This window comes from Corynebacterium sp. Marseille-Q4381, from assembly GCF_036881695.1.
GTDB lineage: Bacteria > Actinomycetota > Actinomycetes > Mycobacteriales > Mycobacteriaceae > Corynebacterium.
Genome location: NZ_JBAJNR010000013.1, coordinates 25,619 through 45,353, shown reverse-complemented (window position 1 = coordinate 45,353; position 19,735 = coordinate 25,619). Strand labels below are relative to the sequence as shown.

Annotated in this window: 16 protein-coding genes and 1 tRNA gene; 9 read left to right on the top strand and 8 right to left on the bottom strand. The window is 66.8% G+C overall.

Annotated features, from left to right (window positions below; genetic code table 11):
• On the top strand, positions 1 to 926 hold a 926-nt coding region (ligD, locus tag V6D40_RS10200), incomplete at its 5' end, for a non-homologous end-joining DNA ligase (protein WP_334290255.1).
• Between the two features lie 13 nt (positions 927 to 939).
• Here the strand turns inward: ligD and V6D40_RS10195 are convergent.
• The gene (locus V6D40_RS10195) at positions 940 to 1,143 is read right to left on the bottom strand and encodes a hypothetical protein (RefSeq protein ID WP_334290254.1); all 204 of its coding nucleotides are present in this window, start codon (positions 1,141 to 1,143) and stop codon (positions 940 to 942) included.
• Between the two features lie 140 nt (positions 1,144 to 1,283).
• Here V6D40_RS10195 and V6D40_RS10190 point away from each other — a divergent pair, with 140 nt between their 5' ends.
• Together V6D40_RS10190 and V6D40_RS10185 are read left to right on the top strand one after the other, a co-directional pair.
• Positions 1,284 to 3,239, top strand: a complete 1,956-nt coding sequence (locus V6D40_RS10190; RefSeq protein ID WP_334290253.1) for an FN3 domain-containing metallophosphoesterase family protein — start codon at positions 1,284 to 1,286, stop codon at positions 3,237 to 3,239.
• Entirely contained in the window at positions 3,240 to 3,740 is a 501-nt protein-coding gene (locus V6D40_RS10185) for a 2'-5' RNA ligase (RefSeq protein WP_334290252.1), read from the top strand.
• Here the strand turns inward: V6D40_RS10185 and V6D40_RS10180 are convergent.
• Genes V6D40_RS10180 through V6D40_RS10170 form a run of 3 tightly spaced genes read right to left on the bottom strand, consistent with a single transcriptional unit; the run spans position 3,737 to position 7,428 of the window.
• Positions 3,737 to 4,501 carry a spermidine synthase gene (locus V6D40_RS10180; RefSeq protein ID WP_334290251.1) on the bottom strand — a complete coding sequence of 255 codons (765 nt, stop codon included), beginning with the start codon at positions 4,499 to 4,501 and terminating at the stop codon, positions 3,737 to 3,739. The genes V6D40_RS10185 and V6D40_RS10180 overlap by 4 nt on opposite strands.
• A complete protein-coding gene (locus V6D40_RS10175) occupies positions 4,498 to 5,961 on the bottom strand; it encodes a DHA2 family efflux MFS transporter permease subunit (RefSeq protein WP_334290250.1) in 1,464 nt (487 codons plus the stop codon). Before V6D40_RS10175 ends, V6D40_RS10180 begins: the two co-directional genes overlap by 4 nt.
• Positions 5,962 to 5,991: 30 nt before the next feature.
• Positions 5,992 to 7,428: a DUF4185 domain-containing protein gene (locus tag V6D40_RS10170; protein WP_334290249.1), complete on the bottom strand. Its 1,437-nt coding sequence runs from the start codon at positions 7,426 to 7,428 to the stop codon at positions 5,992 to 5,994.
• A 224-nt stretch (positions 7,429 to 7,652) separates the two neighbouring features.
• Here V6D40_RS10170 and fdnG point away from each other — a divergent pair, with 224 nt between their 5' ends.
• The 3 genes from fdnG to nrfD are packed head-to-tail and all read left to right on the top strand — an operon-like array spanning position 7,653 to position 13,049.
• On the top strand, positions 7,653 to 10,919 hold the full coding sequence (fdnG, locus tag V6D40_RS10165) for a formate dehydrogenase-N subunit alpha (protein WP_334290248.1): 3,267 nt from the start codon (positions 7,653 to 7,655) through the stop codon (positions 10,917 to 10,919).
• A 12-nt stretch (positions 10,920 to 10,931) separates the two neighbouring features.
• Complete coding sequence (locus V6D40_RS10160; RefSeq protein ID WP_334290247.1) at positions 10,932 to 11,951, top strand: 4Fe-4S dicluster domain-containing protein; 1,020 nt, start codon at positions 10,932 to 10,934, stop codon at positions 11,949 to 11,951.
• A gap of 3 nt (positions 11,952 to 11,954) precedes the next feature.
• Positions 11,955 to 13,049 carry an NrfD/PsrC family molybdoenzyme membrane anchor subunit gene (gene nrfD, locus V6D40_RS10155; protein ID WP_334290246.1) on the top strand — a complete coding sequence of 365 codons (1,095 nt, stop codon included), beginning with the start codon at positions 11,955 to 11,957 and terminating at the stop codon, positions 13,047 to 13,049.
• Here nrfD and selD read toward each other — a convergent pair.
• A complete protein-coding gene (gene selD, locus V6D40_RS10150; protein ID WP_334290245.1) occupies positions 13,036 to 14,013 on the bottom strand; it encodes a selenide, water dikinase SelD in 978 nt (325 codons plus the stop codon). The genes nrfD and selD overlap by 14 nt on opposite strands.
• A gap of 26 nt (positions 14,014 to 14,039) precedes the next feature.
• Between selD and V6D40_RS10145 the strand changes: the two genes are divergently transcribed.
• The 3 genes from V6D40_RS10145 (at position 14,040) to selB (ending at position 17,197) form a co-directional block, all read left to right on the top strand.
• Positions 14,040 to 14,134: transfer RNA gene (locus V6D40_RS10145), tRNA-Sec, on the top strand.
• A gap of 22 nt (positions 14,135 to 14,156) precedes the next feature.
• Positions 14,157 to 15,431 (top strand): L-seryl-tRNA(Sec) selenium transferase, encoded by a 1,275-nt coding sequence (selA, locus tag V6D40_RS10140; RefSeq protein ID WP_334290244.1) that lies wholly within the window; start codon positions 14,157 to 14,159, stop codon positions 15,429 to 15,431.
• Entirely contained in the window at positions 15,428 to 17,197 is a 1,770-nt protein-coding gene (gene selB / locus V6D40_RS10135) for a selenocysteine-specific translation elongation factor (RefSeq protein WP_334290243.1), read from the top strand. Before selA ends, selB begins: the two co-directional genes overlap by 4 nt.
• 3 nt (positions 17,198 to 17,200) lie before the next feature.
• On the opposite strand, the gene V6D40_RS10130 is transcribed toward selB, so the two are convergent.
• Genes V6D40_RS10130 through V6D40_RS10120 form a run of 3 tightly spaced genes read right to left on the bottom strand, consistent with a single transcriptional unit; the run spans position 17,201 to position 19,617 of the window.
• Positions 17,201 to 17,623: a cupin domain-containing protein gene (locus tag V6D40_RS10130; protein ID WP_334290242.1), complete on the bottom strand. Its 423-nt coding sequence runs from the start codon at positions 17,621 to 17,623 to the stop codon at positions 17,201 to 17,203.
• Positions 17,624 to 17,644: 21 nt separating this feature from the next.
• The gene (locus V6D40_RS10125) at positions 17,645 to 18,685 is read right to left on the bottom strand and encodes a hypothetical protein (protein ID WP_334290241.1); all 1,041 of its coding nucleotides are present in this window, start codon (positions 18,683 to 18,685) and stop codon (positions 17,645 to 17,647) included.
• Positions 18,685 to 19,617: a DUF808 domain-containing protein gene (locus tag V6D40_RS10120; RefSeq protein ID WP_334290240.1), complete on the bottom strand. Its 933-nt coding sequence runs from the start codon at positions 19,615 to 19,617 to the stop codon at positions 18,685 to 18,687. Before V6D40_RS10120 ends, V6D40_RS10125 begins: the two co-directional genes overlap by 1 nt.
• Positions 19,618 to 19,735: the final 118 nt, after the last annotated feature.

The following is a 19,735-nucleotide window of genomic DNA, read 5'->3' as shown; positions in this document are numbered from 1 at the left end:
CCGCCGAACCCGCCGACCTGCCCACCCCGATGCTCGCCACCGCCGCCACCGAAGCCGACATCAAACTCGCGATGAAAGACGGGGTCGAGTACGCCTTCGAGATGAAATGGGACGGCTACCGCATCCTCGCCGACGCCACCCCCAGCGGCGTCCGGTTAATCAGCCGAGGCGGCAAGGAATACACGCACTTGTTTCCCCAGATAGAGCTCATGCTTGACGACGCCACCTTCGACGGCGAACTCATCGCCCTCAATTCAGACGGCGTGCCCGATTTCTCGCTGCTGCACAACGCCGACCGCAACGGGGAGACGGAGGCGAACCTCCGCTACATGGCGTTTGACCTGCTGCGCATCGGCGAGCGCGACCTCACCGCCGTGCCGTGGAAAGTGCGCCGCGCTGAGCTGGAGAAGCTTGCCGACGCCACCGGCAACAACACCACCGTCGCCGTGCCACCAGTGTTTCGCGGCAGCTTCGCCTCCGCCTGGAAGGTTGCAGGCGAGATGGGTCTGGAAGGCGTGGTGGCCAAGCGCACCAGCTCGTACTACGAGCCTGGCCGTTCAAGCGCGTGGCTCAAAGTGAAGCGCGACCTGCACCAAGAAGTCGTGGTCATTGGTGTGCGCGAAGGTAAAAGCTTGCTCGTGGCCGTGCCGGATGAGGAAGGCGAGCTGCGCTACGCCGGGCGCGTCGGCACCGGCTTCAGCGGCAAGGAGTTCTCGGCGATAGAGCGCGAACTTCGGCGCATGCAACGCAAAACCCCGCCGGTGGAGGTCCCGAAAGAGGACCGCGACGGGGTGTTCTGGGTGACGCCGAAGCGCGTCGCCGAGGTGCGGTTAGCCAGTAAAACTGCTGGCGGAAAAGTCCGCCAAGCAAGCTGGCGGGGGTGGCGCGACGACAAGTCGCCCGCCGAGGTGCGCTGGGAAATCTAACGCGCTGGGAGGTTTAGTCCTTAAGCGTCGGGTGGTCGCCCTCGTCCTCGACGGACTCGTCGTAGACGATCTGCGCTTCTTCAACATCGTCGCTGGCTTCCTCGCCGTAACCGAGCGCGGAGCCGGAGTCCTGCGCGAACTGGTCGTCGTCGTGGTCGACGGGCTTGTTGGCCGAACCGTCAGTGGTGTAGCCGGGCTTTGCGGGATCGTTTTTCATGTGCACCATCCTAGCGCGGGCGGGGAAACGTAACCTTCCCGGCAACTGTTAGCAACCTTGGCGTTACCTTGTTGTGGTGGGATGACGTGGTCATTACTGCTGCCAAAGTCTTACCTGGCTCGATTCCCGGAGGATTCCCCGTGTCCATCGCTATCGTCCCTCGCCGCTTTTCCACCCGCGCGACGTCGGTTGCCGTCGTCGCAGCCCTGACGTTTGCCGCCGTCCCGGCTCCCGCGTCCGCGGACACCTTCAACCCGACCTTCCGCGCCATTACAGGCATCGGCGCCGACGCCTCCCAGGCGAACATGACGTGGCGTTCGAACTTCAGGGGCGCCGAGTATGTCCGCATCGCCAAGGAGATCGAGCCTGATCAGGTAACCGTGGTGAAGGCCAACGACAGGGACAAGGGCGCCATTGGCTACCGTTCGCTGACCGCGGTCGTGACCGGTCTCGAGCCGTCCACCTCGTACCTGTACCAGGTGGGCTCTGACGAGGGCGGCTGGTCCGGCGTGCACCGTTTCGTCACCGACGCCGCCGAGGGCGATTGGCGCTTCCTCGCGTTCGCTGACGCGCAGATTGGTGTCGCCAACGAGATCGCGCAGCAGGGCATACAGTGGCGGGACGCAGCAAACGCGTCCACCATCCACTACAGCGACGCCTCGTTCCTGATGCTGATGGGCGACCAGGTCAACGGCTGGCTGAACACCGAGGACCAGTACGACGAGTTCTTCTCGCCGGAGCAGATCCGCGCGTACCGCACCGGCGTGGTCAAGGGCAACCATGAGACCTACCCGAGCTCGGCTGGTGAGTCCCACTTCGCCGAGCACTTCAACCTGCCGAACGACGACGGCGACCACAACTACTATTTCGAGTTCAACAACGTCCTCGTCATCGGTTTGAACTCCAACCTCAAAGACCAGAAGGGGCTTGACACCCAGGCCGCGTTCGTGCGCAAGGCAGTCGAGGAGCACGGCGAGGGCAAGGACTGGATCATCGCCGCAACCCACTTCGCGCCGTACTCCCACGGCGGCCGCTACGACAACAGCGAGATCGTGGCGATGCGCAACACCCTCGGCCCGGTCTTCTCCGAGGTGGGCGTGGATCTCGTGCTCTCCGGCCACGACCACATGCACAACCGCTCGCACTTGGTTAACGGCACCGAGGCGACAATCCCGGACGAGCTTGCGGCACCTGGCGACGTGCTGAACCCGGCCGAGGGCGACGTGTTGTACATGACGTTGTCCACCGCCGGCGGCGGCAAGTTCTACGACTTCACCGACCGCAACGGCAAGAAGCACCGCGACATGACCATCGAGGAAGCCCGCGAGCGCGACCTCGGCCAGCCGACGATCGCGTGGTGGAACCAGGACCGCACTCCGGACTACTCCGTTATCGAGGTCGCCCCGCACGCACTCACGGTGCGCACCCACAACGTCTACGACAACTCGATCGTTGACGAGGTGACCCTGAACCACCGCACAAACACGCCGACGGAAACCCCGCAGCCTTCCGAAGAGCCAACGCCGACGGTGACCACCACGGAGACGGTGGTCGCGACCACCACCGCCACGACGACGCTCGAGCCCACGACAGTGACCGAGACGACTACCACCACTCTCGAACCGACGACGGTGACGCAGACCGAAACCGCGCAGCCGTCGACCGTCACCGAGACCGCCAAGGTGACCGAGACGCAGCAGGTCACTGAAACCGCACAGGCCACCATTACCGCCTCCTCGACCGTGACCCAGCAGGCCGCTCCGGTGACCGTGACCGAGACTGAGACCACCCAGGTCACTGAGACGGTCACGGAGACCAAGGGCGAAGTTCCGGTCACCGTCACCCAGACCGTGACCGAGGGTGCCGCTCCGGCTCAGACCGTGACCCAGACGCAGACCGAGACCGCGACCGCGACCGTGACCTCCACCGTCCGCTCGAACACCAACGAGCCCGCACCGGCGCAGGGTTCCGCGGGTAGCTCGGTCGGCTCGATCGTCGCTCTGGTGCTGGCGGCGCTGTTCGCGCTGCTCGGCGTTCTGGCGTTCAACATCGACACCATCGTGCAGCTCGCCGCACAGTTTGGTATTCGTTTCTAGGTGTCGCAGCGATCCCCCGAAAACATCCTCCTCCGGCTCTCGGCGAGCCACGAGGAGGAGGTTCGGGGGATTTACCGGGTTCTAGAGGAACAAGGGTTCCCGCCGCAGAAGCAGCGCCCGCACATTTCCGTTACGTTCGCGCCGAAAATGCCTTCGCGCGTGGTGGGGGAGGCGGCTGTGGTCCTGCCTCCGCTGCTGCCCGCCGTGTTCCGACGCGTCGGCGTCGTCGTCTTCGGCACGAAGTCGAAGCAGTCCATTGCCTGGCTGATGGAGGGACCGGAGGAGCTGGAGCAAGCTGCGCGGAGGTTGAGCTCGATGAACCCGGACGGCCGCGGAGACCGCTGGGTGCCTCACCTGACGATGGGGTTGCGCATCCCGAAAGCCATGGTCCCGGACTATATTGCTGCGCTTGCTGGCGCCACCTCCCCCCACTTCAACGACCTCAACGTGGAGCGCGCTGCGTTTTACCAGCCGAGCCTTAGCACCGAATTCGAGTTCTAGCCGTGGTCGTGGTCCCGGCGGGGCCGCGCGCTGCCGTCGAGAAGGTAAGACGCGTCGCGGCACGGCACCTCGCCGTCGAACGACAGCGGGCGATCAGACGCCGCGATCACCAGGTTGCCGTACTCGCGCCCGTCCAGCATCGCCGAGGGGCCGGCGACTGCGAGGTGGGAAAACACCTCGCTCAGGCCGGCGAGCTCCTGCCTCGTTTGCGCCAGCCCGGCGCGGTCGCCGACGTTCGCCGCGTACACCCCGCCCGGGGCAAGTGCTGCGCGGACGGCGCGGAAGAACTCGACCGTGGTCAAAGGTCGCGGGACGGCGGGCCCGGCGAACACGTCGCGCACAATGACGTCGACGGAGCCTGCGGGGATCGCGTGGGTGAAAGCGCGCGCCTCGGCGACGCGGATCGCGACAGGCGGGTCAAACGCCCAGCGCACGAGCTTGGCTAGGCCTGCGTCGATCTCGACGGCGGTGTTCGAGCTGTCCCACCGGTGAGCGAAGTAGGACGGCAGTGCGCACCCAGCTGCCCCAAGGTGGACGGCGGTGAAAGGTTGCGCTTGCTTAGCGACGAACCCCGCTACCCACCTCATGTAGTCGAAGTGGAGCACCTCGGGCGCATCCAGCACGACGTAGGAAGAGGGGACACGGTTGACTTCGAGGGTGAACGCACCGTCGCGAAGCGGATCCGGCAGGATGGCCGCGGTCCCGGTGTTGATCGGGTACGTGCCGGCGATAACGCGTTTGGGCGCGCGCGGTTTTCTCACGAGTTCCAGGATTCGGTGCGGTTGAAGAAGCACGCCAGGGCTGCGCCTGCGAGAATCACCGCGCACGGCACCCAGATGGCGTTGCTCATGGCTTGGGCGAAGGGCTCGTGGAGCGCCTCGGGCAGCGGGCCGTTGAACCCGGCGCCGGCCGCCGCGGGGTTGTCGCCAGCCTGAGCGCCGAGCTGCTTCTGCAACTGCGACGACATGGCGGCGGCGATCGCCGCGGAACCGAGGACCGCGCCCATCTGGCGCATGGTGTTGTAGACCGACGACCCGGAGCCGGCGAGTCGGCGCTCCAGATTTCGGGTGGCGACCATAGATAGCGGCCCCCAGATCAGGGAGTTGGCGACGCCGTAGAGCACGGACGAGAGGTACATCCAGCGGGGGTCGACGGCCGGGTCCGCGAGCAGGGCCGTCCATCCGATCGAGGCGGCGGCAAGGGTGAGTCCCGCGATCGCGAAGGGTTTCGGGTCGTGGGTGTTGGTGAGTTTGCCCACGTAGGGCGAGAGGAAGAGGGAAACCAACCCGGAGGGCAGTACGAGCAGTGCTGCGCGGGTGGGGGAATACGCCTGCACCGACTGGACGTAGATCATCCAGGGAATCGCAAAGGTGGAGACCGCGAAACCGACGGTGGCGATGGTCAGCCCCGCGAGCGCGAAGTTCTTGCTGCGGAACAGCTCGAGCGGCACGAGCGCGTTGTCGCCGCGGCGTGATTGCCAGGCGATGAAGAGGAGCATCGTCGTCAAGCCTGCTGAAAGCAACGCCCAGACGCGCCAGTCCCAGTCGAAGCGCTGCGCCTCCTGGATGCCGTAAACCAGGCAGAACATGCCGACCGCGCTCAGCAGCACCCCGGGCCAGTCGAAGCGGCGGTTGGTTTGTTCGAGCCGCGGCACGTTGCGGTAAGCGAGCAGGAAACCGACGACGCCGACGGGGACGTTGAGGAAGAAGATCCAGGGCCACCCGAGGGCGTCGACAAGCACACCGCCCAGCAGCGGACCTGTCACCGTGGCAAGGCCGGCGGTGGCACCCCACACTCCCATGGCGCTGCCGCGTTGCTGAGGGGAGAAGGTACGCAGCATGACCGACATCGTTTGCGGGGTGACCAGTGCGCCGCCGAGGCCCTGCACAGCGCGCGCCGCGATCAGCGCTGAGGCGGAGGACGCCAACCCGCACGCCAACGAGGCGAGCGTGAAGAGGGTCAACCCGATGAGGTAGACGGTTTTGGGTCCGAACCGGTCGCCGAGGCGGCCGGTGATGAGCAGCGGCACGGCGTACGCCAAGAGGTAGGCGCTATTGACCCAGATGACCTCGCTGTAGGAGGCGCCAAGGCCCGCGGTGATGGCGGGGATGGCCACGGAGACGATGGTCGAGTCGACCAGGATCATGAAAAATCCCAGCATCATCGACCACAACGCGGGCCAGGGCGACTGCTGCTTCTGCGGCGTTTCGGTGCGGGTCACCGCAGTGATGCTACGCGATTACAGCCGGTACTAGAACGGCAGAAGGTGCTGTACCTGCGGCGGCAACAGCGGACGCAGTACTGGCCACGAAATAGCCGCGAGGGTGCCGAGCGTGGCGATCACGCCGAGGACGATCACAGCGGTGCGCGCGGCCGCGGAGGATGCCGGAGCCGTGATCGCGGGCTCCGGCAGTGCGGGGCGGACCGTCTTCTCGCCGAAGGACTGGCGCGGTGCGACGCGATCAAAACCCTCGAGCCCGAAGGCTGTCTCCAGGCCGCGGACGCTGAACTGGGTCGACATGTAACGGTTGTTGGTGGACGTGTTCCACTGCGAAACCACAATGTCCATGTCGTTGATGCTCGAACCTGGGACGATGTAACCACCGTACGGCTGCGACCAGTTGTTCGGGGTCTGCTCGTTGCCCCACGGGCCGTTCTTCGCAATCGTCACCGCCGGGATTTGGTTCCAGTCGGTCGCGATCTCTTCCGAAATGCGCACCTCGACGCTTAAGGTTGCCTCGTTAAAGGCGACGAGCACCCAGTAGCCGTCGACGTAGCGGAGGTTCATTTCGCCGATCTGTACCGGCCGGCCCGAGCGGTCCTTCTCCAAGATCGAGGTGCCGGGCTCGTCGCTGGCAACCCAGGTGCCGTCGTTGAGGTTTACCATTTCCCACGCGTTGCGGTTGGTGATGTTTTCCGGGGCGGCGCGGAAGAGGTAGAGCGGTGCCGCGTGGTCTCGTTCGAACGTCGTGGTGACGATGTAGACGTAGCCGTCTGGGCCCATTTCCCACGACAGCATCTCGTCGAGGCCCTTGCGGCTGGTTTTGTGCTTCATGCCCGTGTAGTAGTGACCGGCGCGCTGCCACGTCTTTCCCTGGTCGGTCGACTTCCAGAACTGCGAGTACTGGACGTTGTGCAGGCCGCGCGTCCACATCGCCTGCAGGTAGAGCGTGCCGTCGATGTTGATGATGTCCGACGGGATGAGTGTGAGGTTGCCGTCGCGCAAGTACGGGATGGTCTGCTCAACGCGCTCGCCGCGGTTGAGCGGGCGCTGGATGTCCACGTAGCCGTTCGCGTCGCGCTTCGCCACGACACCGACCGGGCTCATCCACTCACCCTTGCCCACGCCGTCGCCGCGGAACGAGTCGCCGAAGATCATGGCGAACTCACCGTCGGCGTTGATCGGGGCCATCATGCCCAGATCGCCGGAGCGGAAGCCGACGTGCTGCGAGTAGCGGCCGAGGATGTCGCCCATCACCTGCACCGAAACATCCCGGCTGACGTTGCGCGGGGCGCGGGCACCCATCGCGGGGGCGATACGTTCAGTGCGCTTGTCGAAGTAGCTGAGCGGAGCACCCTCCTCGGTAGCGGCCTCCGCGATCGCTTCCGCCTCATCCTGCGGGTCGGCGGTGTCGAAGGTTACCTCCGGCTTTTCGGTTTCCTGGGCACCCACGGGCGGTGCAGCCACACTCGCAAGGGTTAACGCAGACACGGTTGCAGCGCCGATGAGGGCGCGGGAAAAGGGGCGGCGAGCCATGAGATGTAACTTCCTCGCAGGAAATAATGAGGGTCCTTTTAAGCGTTTTCACCTTAGCAAACAGCCGGGGCGCACGCCCGTATTCTTTACGCGGGGCGTGCGGGGGCACGTGCTTGGTGCCGTGTTTTGGTCACCGGCGGGGTAGTGTGTGGTCTATGTCTCGAATTAGTCCGTTGAACTGGCCAGTCGTGCGCCAGCTGCGCGGGGGAGACGTGTTCGCGCGTGGCGAGAACACCGAATCTGCTCAGACACAGGCGATGGAGGGGCGCACTGCTGACGCGGACCGCGTGGTCAAGAGCGTCTGCCCGTACTGCGCTGTGGGCTGCGGCCAGAAGGTGTACGTCAAGGACGAGAAGGTCATCCAGATTGAGGGTGACCCGGACTCGCCACACTCGCGCGGGCGCCTGTGCCCGAAGGGCGCAGCCTCCGAGCAGCTTGTGAACGCGCCGAACCGTCTCACCGAAATCCTCTACCGCGCGCCGCGCGCCACGGAGTGGGTGAAGCTCGACCGCGACACCGCGCTCGAGATGATTACCGACCGCTTCATGGAAGCGCGCAAGAACGGGTGGCAGGACTACGACGAGAAGGGCAACCCCATCCGTCGCACCATGGGTATCGCCGGCCTCGGCGGCGCCGCCATGGATAACGAGGAGAACTACCTGATTAAGAAGCTCTGGACCGCCTCGGGCGCGGTACAGATCGAAAATCAGGCGCGTATATGACACTCCTCCACGGTTCCCAGTTTGGGATCCTCGTTTGGACGCGGCGGCGCGACCCAGCCGCTGCAGGACATGGCGAATGCGGACTGCATCGTCATCCAAGGGTCAAACATGGCGGAAGCGCACCCCGTTGGGTTCCAGTGGGTAGTTGAAGCCAAGAACCGCGGTGCCCGGATTATTCACGTGGACCCGAGGTTCACGAGGACGTCGGCAATCGCGCACAAGCACATCCCGATCCGCGGCGGTTCCGACATCGCGCTGCTCGGTGCTGTGATCAACTACGTGCTGCAAAACGAGCTGTACTTCGAGGAGTACGTCAAGGCGTTCACTAACGCGTCGACGATCATCAGCGAAGACTTCCGCGACACGGAGGACTTGGAGGGCCTGTTTTCGGGCTATGACCCGGAGACCGGCAAGTACGACAACGCCTCGTGGCAGCCGGAGAAGGTCTGGGACGCGGAAGTGTCTTGGGACGTGGAGAAGGATGAGACGCTTCAGGACCCGCGCTGCGTGTTCCAGATTTTGAAGCGCCACTACTCGCGCTACACGCCGGAGATGGTGGAGAAGGTCTGCGGCATTTCGCAGGACGACTTCTACTACTTGGCGAACTCCATTGCGGAGAACTCCGGCCGCGAGAAGACCACCTGCTTCGCGTACGCGCTGGGTTGGACGCAGCACACCATGGGTGCGCAGTTCATCCGCACCTGCGCGATTCTGCAGCTGCTCATGGGCAACGTCGGCCGACCCGGCTCCGGCATCATGGCGCTGCGTGGCCACGCATCCATCCAGGGTTCGACCGACGTGCCGACCCTGTTCCACTTGCTGCCTGGCTACCTGCCCATGCCGCAGGCGGAGGTGCAGACGTGGGACCAGTACTTGGACACGGTGTCCAAGCGCGACCAGAAGGGTTTCTGGCAGAAGGGCGACACCTACGCCGTCAGCCTGATGAAGAGCTACTGGGGCGACGCGGCCACCGAGGACAACAACTGGGGCATGGATCTTATGCCGCGGCTGACGGGAGCGCACTCGACGTACCACACGCTGCAGCTGATGAACCAGGGCTTGGTCGACGGCTACTTCGTCTTCGGGCAGAACCCGGCTGTGGCGCAGTCCAACGGCCGCATGCAGCGCATGGCGCTGGCGAAGCTGAAGTGGCTCGTTGTCCGCGATTTCCAGGAGATCGAGACCGCGACCTTCTGGAAGGACTCGCCCGAGATTGCCTCCGGTGACTTGGTCACCGAGGAGATCGACACCGAGGTCTTCCTGCTCCCGGCCGCGAACCACGTGGAGAAGGCAGGCACCTTCACCCAGACCCAGCGCATGCTGCAGTGGCGCTTTAAGGCGAAGGAAGCCCCGGGCGATGCGGACAGCGATCTGCAGTTCTTCTACGAGCTCGGCCTGCGGATTAAGGACCGAGTCAAGGACTCGACCGACCCGCGCGACCTGCCGCTGCAGAAGATCACCTGGGACTACGAGGTGGACGAGCACGGCGAGATCGACCCGGAGTCCGTGTTGCGCGAGATCAACGGCTACTACCTCGACGGCCCGCGCAAGGGCGAGCTGGTGGACAAGTTCGCCGACCTGAAGGCCGACGGCTCGACCGCCTGTGGCTGCTGGATTTACTCCGGCGTGTTCGCGGGCGACGTCAACCGCGCCGCCAACAAGCGCCCTGGTCAGGAACAAGACGAGATGGCGCTCGACTGGGGTTGGGCGTGGCCGATGAACCGCCGCGTGCTCTACAACCGCGCGTCCGCGGACCCGGACGGCAAGCCCTGGTCGGAGCGCAAGAAGCTCGTGTGGTGGAACGAGGACACCGAGAAGTGGGAGTCCAACGACGTGGTGGACTTCCCGGTGGACAAGGCGCCGGGCTTCAAGCCCGACCGCGACGCGGTGGGGCCTGCGGCGCTCGCCGGCGACGACCCGTTCATCATGCAGCCGGACGGCAAAGGTTGGCTCTTCGCGCCGCGCGGCATGGTCGACGGCCCGATGCCGACGCACTACGAGCCGCAGGAGTCGCCGTTCCCGAACTTCCTGTACAAGCAGCAGCAGTCGCCGTCGCGCATTGTCATGCGCGGCCCGAACAACCTCTCGGCGCCTAACTACGGCGAGAAGGGTGCGGGTGTTGTCTACCCGTACATGCTGAACACGTACCGGTTGACGGAGATGTACACCTCCGGCGCTATGACGCGTACGCTGCCGTTCCTCGCGGAGCTGCAGCCGGAGCTGTTCTGCGAGGTCTCGCCGGAGCTGGCCGAGAAGGTCGGGTTGGAACACGGCGGCTGGGCGACAATCATCTCGCCGCGCGGCGCCATCGAGTCTCGCGTGCTGGTGACGGACCGCATCCAGTCGTTGACCGTTGGCGGCCACGACTACGAGCAGGTGGGCATGCCGTTCCACTACGGCCAAGGCAACTACGCCGAGGTAGAGGGCGACGGGCCGAACGACCTGCTGGGCATCATGCTGGACCCGAACGTGAACATCCAGGCGTCGAAGGTTTCCGCGATCGATATCCGCCCGGGCCGCCGCCCGCGCGGGGCCGAGCGCGACGCGCTTGTGGCTGAGTACCAGAAGCGCGCCGGGCTGACCGAGGACACCGGTGCGACGCTGGGCAACCACGACGCCACCGCCGCGGCTGGGCTCGACGACGAAAACACCGCGGAGAAGGACAGCACCAAGGAAAACATGGCGGAGAGGGAAGGCTAGGAACACAGGCCAATGGCTAAAACCAACAGCATCACCGAAGCGCCCTACCACGTCGGTTACGACCGGGCGGAGCGCAAAGCATTCTTCACCGACACCTCGATCTGTATCGGCTGCAAAGCCTGCGAGGTGGCGTGCAAGGAGTGGAACCGCAACCCCCAGGACGGCGGGTACGAGTTCTCGGGCATGTCCTACGACAACACGGGCTCGCTGGGTGCGAACACGTGGCGCCACGTCGCGTTCGTGGAGCAGTCGCAGGAGCGCATCGAGCGCGCCCGCGAGGAGGGTGCGCAGCTGATTTCGCTCGGCATGCCGGGCGTGGGTCCGCAGGACGTGCGCGACGCGACCCCGGAGCCGGAGAAGGTCATGCCGGCTGACACGCCGGACTTCCGCTGGCTGATGTCGTCGGACGTGTGCAAACACTGCACCAACGCCGGCTGCCTGGACGTGTGCCCGACCGGTGCGCTGTTTCGCACCGAACACGGCACCGTCGTGGTGCAAGACGACGTGTGCAACGGCTGTGGCACGTGCGTGGCGGGCTGCCCGTTCGGGGTGATTGAGCGCCGCAGCGACGGCGGCGTGCAGAAACGCAACGACCGCTCCCCGCGCGTGGGCGAGGACTTCACCGCGGGCGAGGTCGCGCCGATCAAGAACGTCGGCGTGGCGCAAAAGTGCACGATGTGCTTCGACCGCATGGAGATCGGCGAGGGGCCGGCGTGCGCGAAGACGTGCCCGACCACCTCGATTAAGTACGGCTCCTACGACGAGATGCTGGCCACGGCCAAGGCGCGAGTCGCGGAGCTGCATGCCCAGGGCCAGACGGAAGCGCGCCTCTACGGCGCCAACAGCGAAGACGGCGTCGGCGGCACCGGGAGCATTTTCTTGCTTCTCGACGCCCCCGAGGTCTACGGCCTGCCGCCGGACCCAGAAGTGCCGACCGCGAACCTGCCGCAGATGGCCAAGCGCGCCGCGTACGCGGCAGCGGGCCTGGTGGGTGCCGCGGCAGCGGCGTTCGCGATCGGAGGAAGGAGCTAGAAAGTGGCAGAGTTTGATCAATTCCGCCCGCCCGAGGAGCCACGCCGGCCCAAGGGCCAGCGCCCCAAGGGCACGTCTCGCAAGGTGCGCCGCGGCGAGGAGCTTATGGTGCCGCGCGCCGAGTTCGAGGACTTCTCCAAGGACGACTCGTACTACGGCCGCCCGATTGTGAAGTTCCCGCCGTGGGAGTGGCCGATCGCGGGCTATTTCTTCCTCGGCGGCGTCGCCGGCGGCTCGGCGATCCTCGGTCTTGGCGCAGGTGCGACCGGTGACCGGGAGTTGCAGCGCAACACCCGCATCACCGCGGCAGGCGCTTCCGCCGTAGGTTCGCTCTTCCTAGTCGCCGATCTCGGCCGCCCAGAGCGGCTGCTGAACATGTTCCGCGTGTTCAAGCTGTCCTCGCCGATGTCGGTGGGGTCGTGGATTTTAGGTTCGTTCTCCTCTTCCGCAGCAGTCGCCGCGGCAGCGGAAGTGGACGAGCTCACCGGCGAGGTCCTCCCGCTACCGGGGTTCGTGCGCGACACCCTGCACGCGGTGGCGACCCCGATGGGCGTGTTCTCCGGCGTGATGGGCGCCCCACTTGCGGTCTACACCGCGGTGCTTTTAGGCGACACCTCCGTGCCCACGTGGCAGGCGGCGCGCAACGACCTGCCCGCGCTGTTCGCCTCCTCGGCGGCATCCGCTGCCTCTGGTGCGGCGCTGATTACCACGTCGACCAAGAACAACGGGCCGGCTCGAGCGCTGGCGGTGATCGGCGCGGTAAGCGACATCGCGGCGTCGAAGCGCGTGGAGCGCAACCTGCCGGAACCGCTGCCGGAGACCATGAAGGAGGGCAAGGCGGGCACCATGCTTTCCGCCGCGGAAGCGCTTGTCGTTGCCGGCGGTGTGGGCGCGCTGGTCGGCGGGCGAAACCGCGTGATCGCGGCGCTTTCGGGTGCCGCGCTGATGGCGGGCTCCTGCCTGACCCGTTTCGGCATCATGGCTGCGGGTAAGCGCTCGACGCAAGACCCGAAGTACGTAGTCGAGCCGCAGCGCAACCGCTTGGCCGCCCGCCGCGCAGCGGGCGACGTGGCGGATTCGATCACTACCGCAGGCTAACGCGCCCCGTGCCGGCGACGGTTTCGCCGATCACGGGGTAGCCCGGCACCTCGCCGATTACCAAAAGGCCGCCGGAGGTCTGCGCGTCGGCGGCGATGAGCAGCTCCTCCTCGCTGAGGTCGGAGTCGACGTTGGGACGGACCCAGTCCAGGTTGCGGCGCGAGCCGCCCGGGATGAAGCCGGCCTTGATGGTGTCTAGGGCGCCGTCGATAAGCGGAATGCTCTTGAAATCCACCACCGCGTCGACGCCGGACGCGCGGCACATCTTGTACAGGTGGCCGAGCAGCCCGAAGCCGGTGACGTCGGTGGCAGCCTTCGCGCCAGCGGCGACGGCCTTCTCGGACGCGTCGCGGTTGAGTGTGGTCATCACCTCGACCGCCCCGTCGAACCAGTCGCCGGTGGCCTTGTGGCGGTTGTTCAGAAGGCCGGAACCGATGGGCTTGGTCAGGGTGATCGGCAGGCCCGCTTCGGCGGCGTCGTTGCGCATCAGGCGAGCGGGATCCGCGGTGCCCGTTGCGGCCATGCCGTAGATCGGCTCCGGCGCCGAGATAGAGTGCCCGCCTGTCACGGAGATGCCGGCCTCGGTCGCGGCGTCGAGCCCGCCGCGCAAAACCTCGCGGATGAGCTCCTGCGGCAGCACGTCGCGCGGCCACCCGAGCAGGTTGATCGCGGTGATCGGGGTGCCGCCCATGGCGTAGACGTCGCTGAGCGCGTTGACCGCGGCGATCTTGCCCCACGTGTACGCGTCGTCGACGACGGGGGTGAAGAAGTCCGCGGTGGAGATCACGGCGAGGTCGTCGCGCACGCGGATCGCGGCAGCGTCGTCGCCGTCGTCCAAGCCCACAATCACGTTTGGGTCGGTGAAGCCAACCAAGCCTTGCACAGCATCCTCGAGCTCACCTGGGGGAATCTTGCAGGCGCAACCGCCGCCTGCGGCAAACTGGGTCAAACGAATGGTATCCATAGGCCGTCATGGTAGCGTTTCGCGGCGGAGGCGTACGTGTCCTGGTGGGCGCCCCAGTCTTCAAAACTGGTGAAGTCGAGCATCTCGGCTTGGCAGGTTCGATTCCTGTCCGTCTCCGCCACTTGTGCTTGAAGGAGGCTTTCATGGACCCGCGCCGCAGCATCCCTCGGACCGATGAGCTGTTGCTGCTTGCCGACGCCCCGTTGAACCTCTCCCAGCCCACACTCAAAGCCAAAGCGCGCGCGGCGCAGGACGCAGCCCGCCGCGGCGAGATCGCCCCGGACGACGTCAAAGACGTGTTCCTCGCCTCCCTTGCCGCGGGCGCCACGGCGTTGACCCCTGTGCTCAACGCCACGGGGGTGGTGGTGCACACCAACATTGGTCGCGCACCGCTGTCTTCCGGCGCCGTCGAGGCCATGCGCGCCGCCGCCGGGTACGTCGACGTGGAAATGGACTTGCACGCTGGCGTGCGCTCGCGCGAGCGGGGTAAAGAGGCTACCGCCGCGCTGCTCGAGGCGTGCCCGGCAGCTGAGGACGCGCTCGTGGTGAACAACGGCGCGGCCGCGCTCTTGCTCGCCGCTGCCGCGTTTGCCGAGGGCGGCAAGGTGGTCATCTCCCGCGGCGAGCTGATCGAGATCGGCGCCGGGTTCCGGTTGCCCGAGCTCATCGAGTCGGCGCGCGTCGAGCTTGTGGAAGTGGGCGCGACCAACCGCACCCACGCTGTCGATTACGAGCGCGCCGCCGACGCCGCCGCGATATTGAAAGTCCACCCCTCGAACTACCGCGTGGAGGGCTTCACCGCGAGCGTGCCGGTGCCGCAGCTGCGCGCGATCGCGGACGCTCACGGCCAGACCCTCATCGTCGACACCGGCTCCGGCCTCTTGCGCCCCGACCCGCTGCTTCCGGACGAGCCGGACGCCACCACCGCGCTCGAAGCCGGCGCCGACGTCGTGCTGTTCTCCGGCGACAAGCTGCTTGGCGGGCCGCAGGCGGGCGTGGTGCTGGGGCGTGCAGACGCGATCGCGGCTATGCGCACGCACCCGCTCGCGCGAGCCGTGCGGATAGATAAGGTGCGCCTCGCGGCGCTCGAGGCAACGCTGCGCGCAGCCGACAACCCCACGTACGCCTACCTGCACGCCGACCCCGCGGAGCTGAAACGCAGGGCGGAGGCGCTGGCCGCGCGTGTCGGCGGCGACGTGGTTGCCCACGACGGGCGTGTCGGCGGCGGGGGAGCCCCCGGCCACCCGCTGCCCGGCTTCGCGGTGCGTTTGGACGAGGCGCTCGCCGCCCCGCTGCGCCGCGGCACACCCGCGGTGCTCGGACGCGTGCACGACGGCCACCTCCTGATCGACATGCGTTGCGTGCCGCCAGAGCGCGACCAGGAGCTCGCCGACGCAATCGAGCGGGTGCGCCGATGAGCCAGAAAACCTTCGTCGTCGCCACCGCGGGGCATGTGGACCATGGCAAGTCCACACTGGTCAAGCGGCTCACCGGCATGGAGCCGGACCGCTGGGAGGAGGAGGTCAAGCGGGGGCTGACCATCGACCTCGGTTTCGTGTGGGCTTCGTTCGACGCCTCCTCCGGCCCCATTGATGTGGCGTTTGTCGACGTCCCCGGCCACGAGCGCTTTATCGCAAACATGCTCGCAGGCGTGGGCCCGGCACCCGCGGTGCTTTTCGTCGTCGCCGCCGACGAGGGATTCAAGGAGCAGTCAGCGGACCACCTCGCGGCGATCGACGCGTTCGGCATCACCACCGGCGTGATCGCGATGAGCCGCGCCGACAACGCCGACGCCGCCCGCCGCGCCGAGGTCCGCGCGCAGATCGCCGCCAAGACTTCCGCCACCACCTGCGCAGACTGGCCGGTTGTCGAGGTCTCGGCGAAGACGGGGGAGGGGATCGCCGAGCTCCAATCCACCCTCGCCGACGTGCTCACCGCCGCGTCCGAGCCCGACCCGGGCGCCCGCGTGCGCTTCTGGGTCGACCGCTCGTTCACCGTCAAAGGCGCCGGCACCGTGGTCACCGGTACGCTCACCGCCGGCACGATCCGCCCCGGCGACACGCTCGCGCTCGGAGACCGCGAGGTCACCGTCCGCAGCATCCAGTCCGAAGACACCCCCATCGACGCCGCCGCACCCGCCCGCCGGGTCGCGCTCAACTTGCGCGGCATCGACGCCGCCCGCATCGGCCGCGGCGACGCGCTTCTCACCCCAGGTGCGTGGTGGAGCACCACGCTTATCGACGCCACCTTCAACCCCACCACCACCTCCACCATCTCCCGCGAAGCCGTAGCCCACGTGGGCACCGCGTCAGTCCCGTGCGCGGTCCGCACCCTCGGCGACGACTTTGTCCGCCTCACATTCGAGCGCCCGCTGCCGCTGACCATCGGCGACCGCGTGGTGCTGCGCGGCTCCGGCGAGCAGCACATCCTCGCCAGCGCCGAAGTCGTCGACGTCGACCCGCCCGCGTTTACCCGCCGCGGCGACGCCGCCCGGCGCGCCGAGGAGCTCGCGGGGCTGCCCGATATCGACCGCGAGATCGCCCGCCGCGTCGCCGTCGCACCCGCGGACCTCGCCCGCCTCGGTTTCGCGGTGGGGGAGGCGCCACCGGCCGGTTCGGTCGCGTTCGCCGGTTACTGGATCCGCGCGGGCCAGGTCATGCAGTGGAAGGACGAGCTGCTGCGAGCTGTCGCGGAGCACGAGGAGGCGAATCCGCTGTCGGCGGGGTTGGGGTTGAAGGAGGGCGTCGACAAGCTGAAGCTCCCTGACGCCAAGCTGCTGCCGCTCGCCGCCGCGGCGGCGAAGCTGACCGTCACCGACGTGATTTCCAGCGGACGCGCGGTGGATCTCGGCCCGGGGATGCAAAAGCTGAAAGCGCACCTAGAGCGCGACCCGTTCGCGGCGCCGGAAGCCCGCGACTTGGAGGCGTGGGGCGTGGGGCCAGGAGAGCTGGCCGCGGCGGAGCGCGCCGGTGCCATCGTGCGGATCGCAGACGGTGTCGTGCTGCTTGGCGACGCCCCGTCGAAAGCCGCTGCCATGCTCACCGATCTCGATCAGCCGTTTTCCGCCTCTGACGCGCGCAAAAAATGGGGGACGACCAGGCGAGTGGCCATCCCCCTGCTTGAGCTGCTCGACGCGCGCGGTGTGACCCGGCGCGTTGACGGCAACTCAAGGGTGTTGCGCTAGCGGTTACAGGCCAGCGTCCTCGTGCGGGTCGTTGTCGGCGTCAGCCTTCGTCTCGTGGCGCGTGCCCGGCTCGTGCTCGGCAGGGGCGTAGATGGAGTACAGCTTCGCCGGGGCGTCGGACTCGTTGACGAAGTTGTGGAACTTGCCGCTGGGCACGAACGCCGCCCAGTCAGCGCCGATGACCTGGTCGATCTCGAGATCGTCTTCGCTCGGGCCGATCTTCGCGCGCAGCTCGCCCTCCTCGAGGCGGAGGAACTGGTCGTGGCCGTCGTGGATCTCGGCGCCGATTTCGCCGCCGGCCGGGATGGTCATGACGGTCAGCTGGAGGTTCTTCCCGGTCCACAGGGTGTCGCGGAACGCCTCGTTGGAAAGCGTGGCCTCTTCGATGTTGACGATGTACGGGTTGGGTCCATGATCGTTGCTCATAGGCCCCAGGGTACGGAAGTTCTACTTGCGGTGCCGCCCGCCGCGGCGCGAGAGCCTTGCTTGACGACGCAACCTCACCTTCTCAACCTCCGTCAAAAACTCACCCGCCGCCTCCACGTCCTTTACTTCCGCCGCGGTCTGCACGGACGCGATGGGGGTAGCGCGTTTCCGCTCAGGTTCCGGCAGGTCCACGGTGTGGAACATCTCCGTCGGCGCCGCCACGTCGTCTGGCCGGTCCTCACCGGAAAGCGAGACGTAGCGCGACGTGTGCGCGGGGCGCAGCGTGTCGGCCTCGTCGACCGAGTATTGGCGGAGCACGGTCACCGCCCACGTCCCGTCGGGGAAGTCGGTGAGCTCCCACGGCGTGACGGGGCGCGGATCCGGCACCTTCAGCGCGGGCACGTGGGCCGCCGGGAGTTCTGGTGCGACGTCGAGCGCCGCCATCCCGTCGAGCACCACCGCGCGGGCGTACACCTCGCTTTGGCCGTCGCCAACGAGCTCTGTTGGATCGCCCTCCCACTCGACGCCGCCGAGCACCTTGCCGCCCAAGGTGGCGGCCACCGCGCCGCCGATCGGGTGCAGCGCGACGAGCCACTGGCCGGGGGAGCGCACGGCGAGTTCTTCGGCGCTGAACTCGCCCCTCGAGGTGTCGACGACCAGCATGTCGCCGGGCTGCAGGACGACGGCGGTGGGTGGGGCGTCGTTTCGCGGCACGATCAGCTCCGGCGGCGGCAGCAGCACGTTGACCTCGAAGCGGCCGGTCTCCGGGCTCAGGTACACCTCGGCAAGCGTTACCGGCATGAGCAGCGACGCCTCAACGCGGCGCAGGTCCTCGAAGCGCTCGCGCTCCCTCGCCGGCAGCGTGCCAAGCGCCGCGCCATTCGCGTGCCTGACTTTCCACCCGCCGCTCAGCGGCTCCGCTTGCAGGTGGACGGGGACGAACGCGGTGCCGGGGTGGGCGGCGAACTCAGAAAACAGCGCTGCCTGCACCACGTCGCGCACCGGCAGCTGTAGGGCGGCGCCCCATACCGACGGCGCCAGCGGGTAGAGGCGCGCAGCCATTACGACTGGGCTGCCTTCTCCCCGGAACGGGCGCCGCGGAGAAGCGAGACGATGCCGAGGATGATGAAGCCGGTGATCAGCCCGGCGACGAGCGAACCTGCGGTGTCGACGAACCAGCCGGCCGCGCCGCCGCCCACGGCTTCAGCGCCGCGCTCGAGGATGTCGTGCGGCCAGTGCCAGCCGAAAACTTCGTTCAGGCCGCGGATAATGAGGTGGCCGCCGACCCACAGCATTGCCACCGTGCCGATAATGCCGATCAAGTTCAACACGTGCGGCATGCCCTTGACCAGAGCGCGGCCCGTCTTCGGCGCGTTGCCGCGCTCGATCATGCCGCGGCCGATGTCGTCGATCTTCACTAACAGCGCCACGGCGCCGTACACCGCGATCGTGATGAAGATGCCGACGGCGATCAGCACGGCGGCCTCCATCCAGATGGGCTGGTCCGAGACCTCGTCGAGCGAGATGATCATGATCTCCGCGCTCAAGATGAGATCTGTCATGATCGCGCTTTTGACCAGCGAGTCCTCATCCTGCGGTGTCTTGTTCACCGCCTGTTCCTGCTGGGTTTCGGAATCGGTGGTGAATTTGTGCCAGATCTTCTCTGCGCCCTCGAAACACAGGTAGCTGCCGCCGATCATCAGGATCGGCACCAGCGCCCAGGGCGCAACGGCGTTGAGCAGCAGCGCAATGGGCAAGATGATGAGCAACTTGTTACGCAGGCTTCCCTTGGTGATCTTCCAGATCATCGGCAGCTCGCGCGCCGGGGTGACGTTGGAGACGTACTGCGGGGTCACCGCCGCGTCGTCGATCACCACGCCCGCGGCCTTCATCGAGGTCTTCGCGGTCATAGCTGCGACGTCGTCCACCGAGGCGGCGGCGGTGCGGGCGATCAAGGCCACGTCGTCAAGCAGTGCTAGCAAGCCACCGGGCATGAGAAACCTTTCCGAAAAGCGAAATTGTGATTCGAACTTAGCAGCTGTTGGTGCACCCTTTGAGAACGCGCCGATGAACTGGAGGTAAACGAAATTGGAACGAAAAACGACCCCTTTG

Bases quoted from the DNA above. Each gene is read 5' to 3' on its own strand.
- V6D40_RS10195 (WP_334290254.1), bottom strand. From the start codon at position 1,143: ATGAAAAACGATCCCGCAAAGCCCGGCTACACCACTGACGGTTCGGCC.
- V6D40_RS10120 (WP_334290240.1), bottom strand. From the start codon at position 19,617: ATGCCCGGTGGCTTGCTAGCACTGCTTGACGACGTGGCCTTGATCGCC.
- selA (WP_334290244.1), top strand. From the start codon at position 14,157: ATGGACCCGCGCCGCAGCATCCCTCGGACCGATGAGCTGTTGCTGCTT.
- selB (WP_334290243.1), top strand. From the start codon at position 15,428: ATGAGCCAGAAAACCTTCGTCGTCGCCACCGCGGGGCATGTGGACCAT.
- V6D40_RS10130 (WP_334290242.1), bottom strand. From the start codon at position 17,623: ATGAGCAACGATCATGGACCCAACCCGTACATCGTCAACATCGAAGAG.
- V6D40_RS10125 (WP_334290241.1), bottom strand. From the start codon at position 18,685: ATGGCTGCGCGCCTCTACCCGCTGGCGCCGTCGGTATGGGGCGCCGCC.
- selD (WP_334290245.1), bottom strand. From the start codon at position 14,013: ATGGATACCATTCGTTTGACCCAGTTTGCCGCAGGCGGCGGTTGCGCC.
- V6D40_RS10160 (WP_334290247.1), top strand. From the start codon at position 10,932: ATGGCTAAAACCAACAGCATCACCGAAGCGCCCTACCACGTCGGTTAC.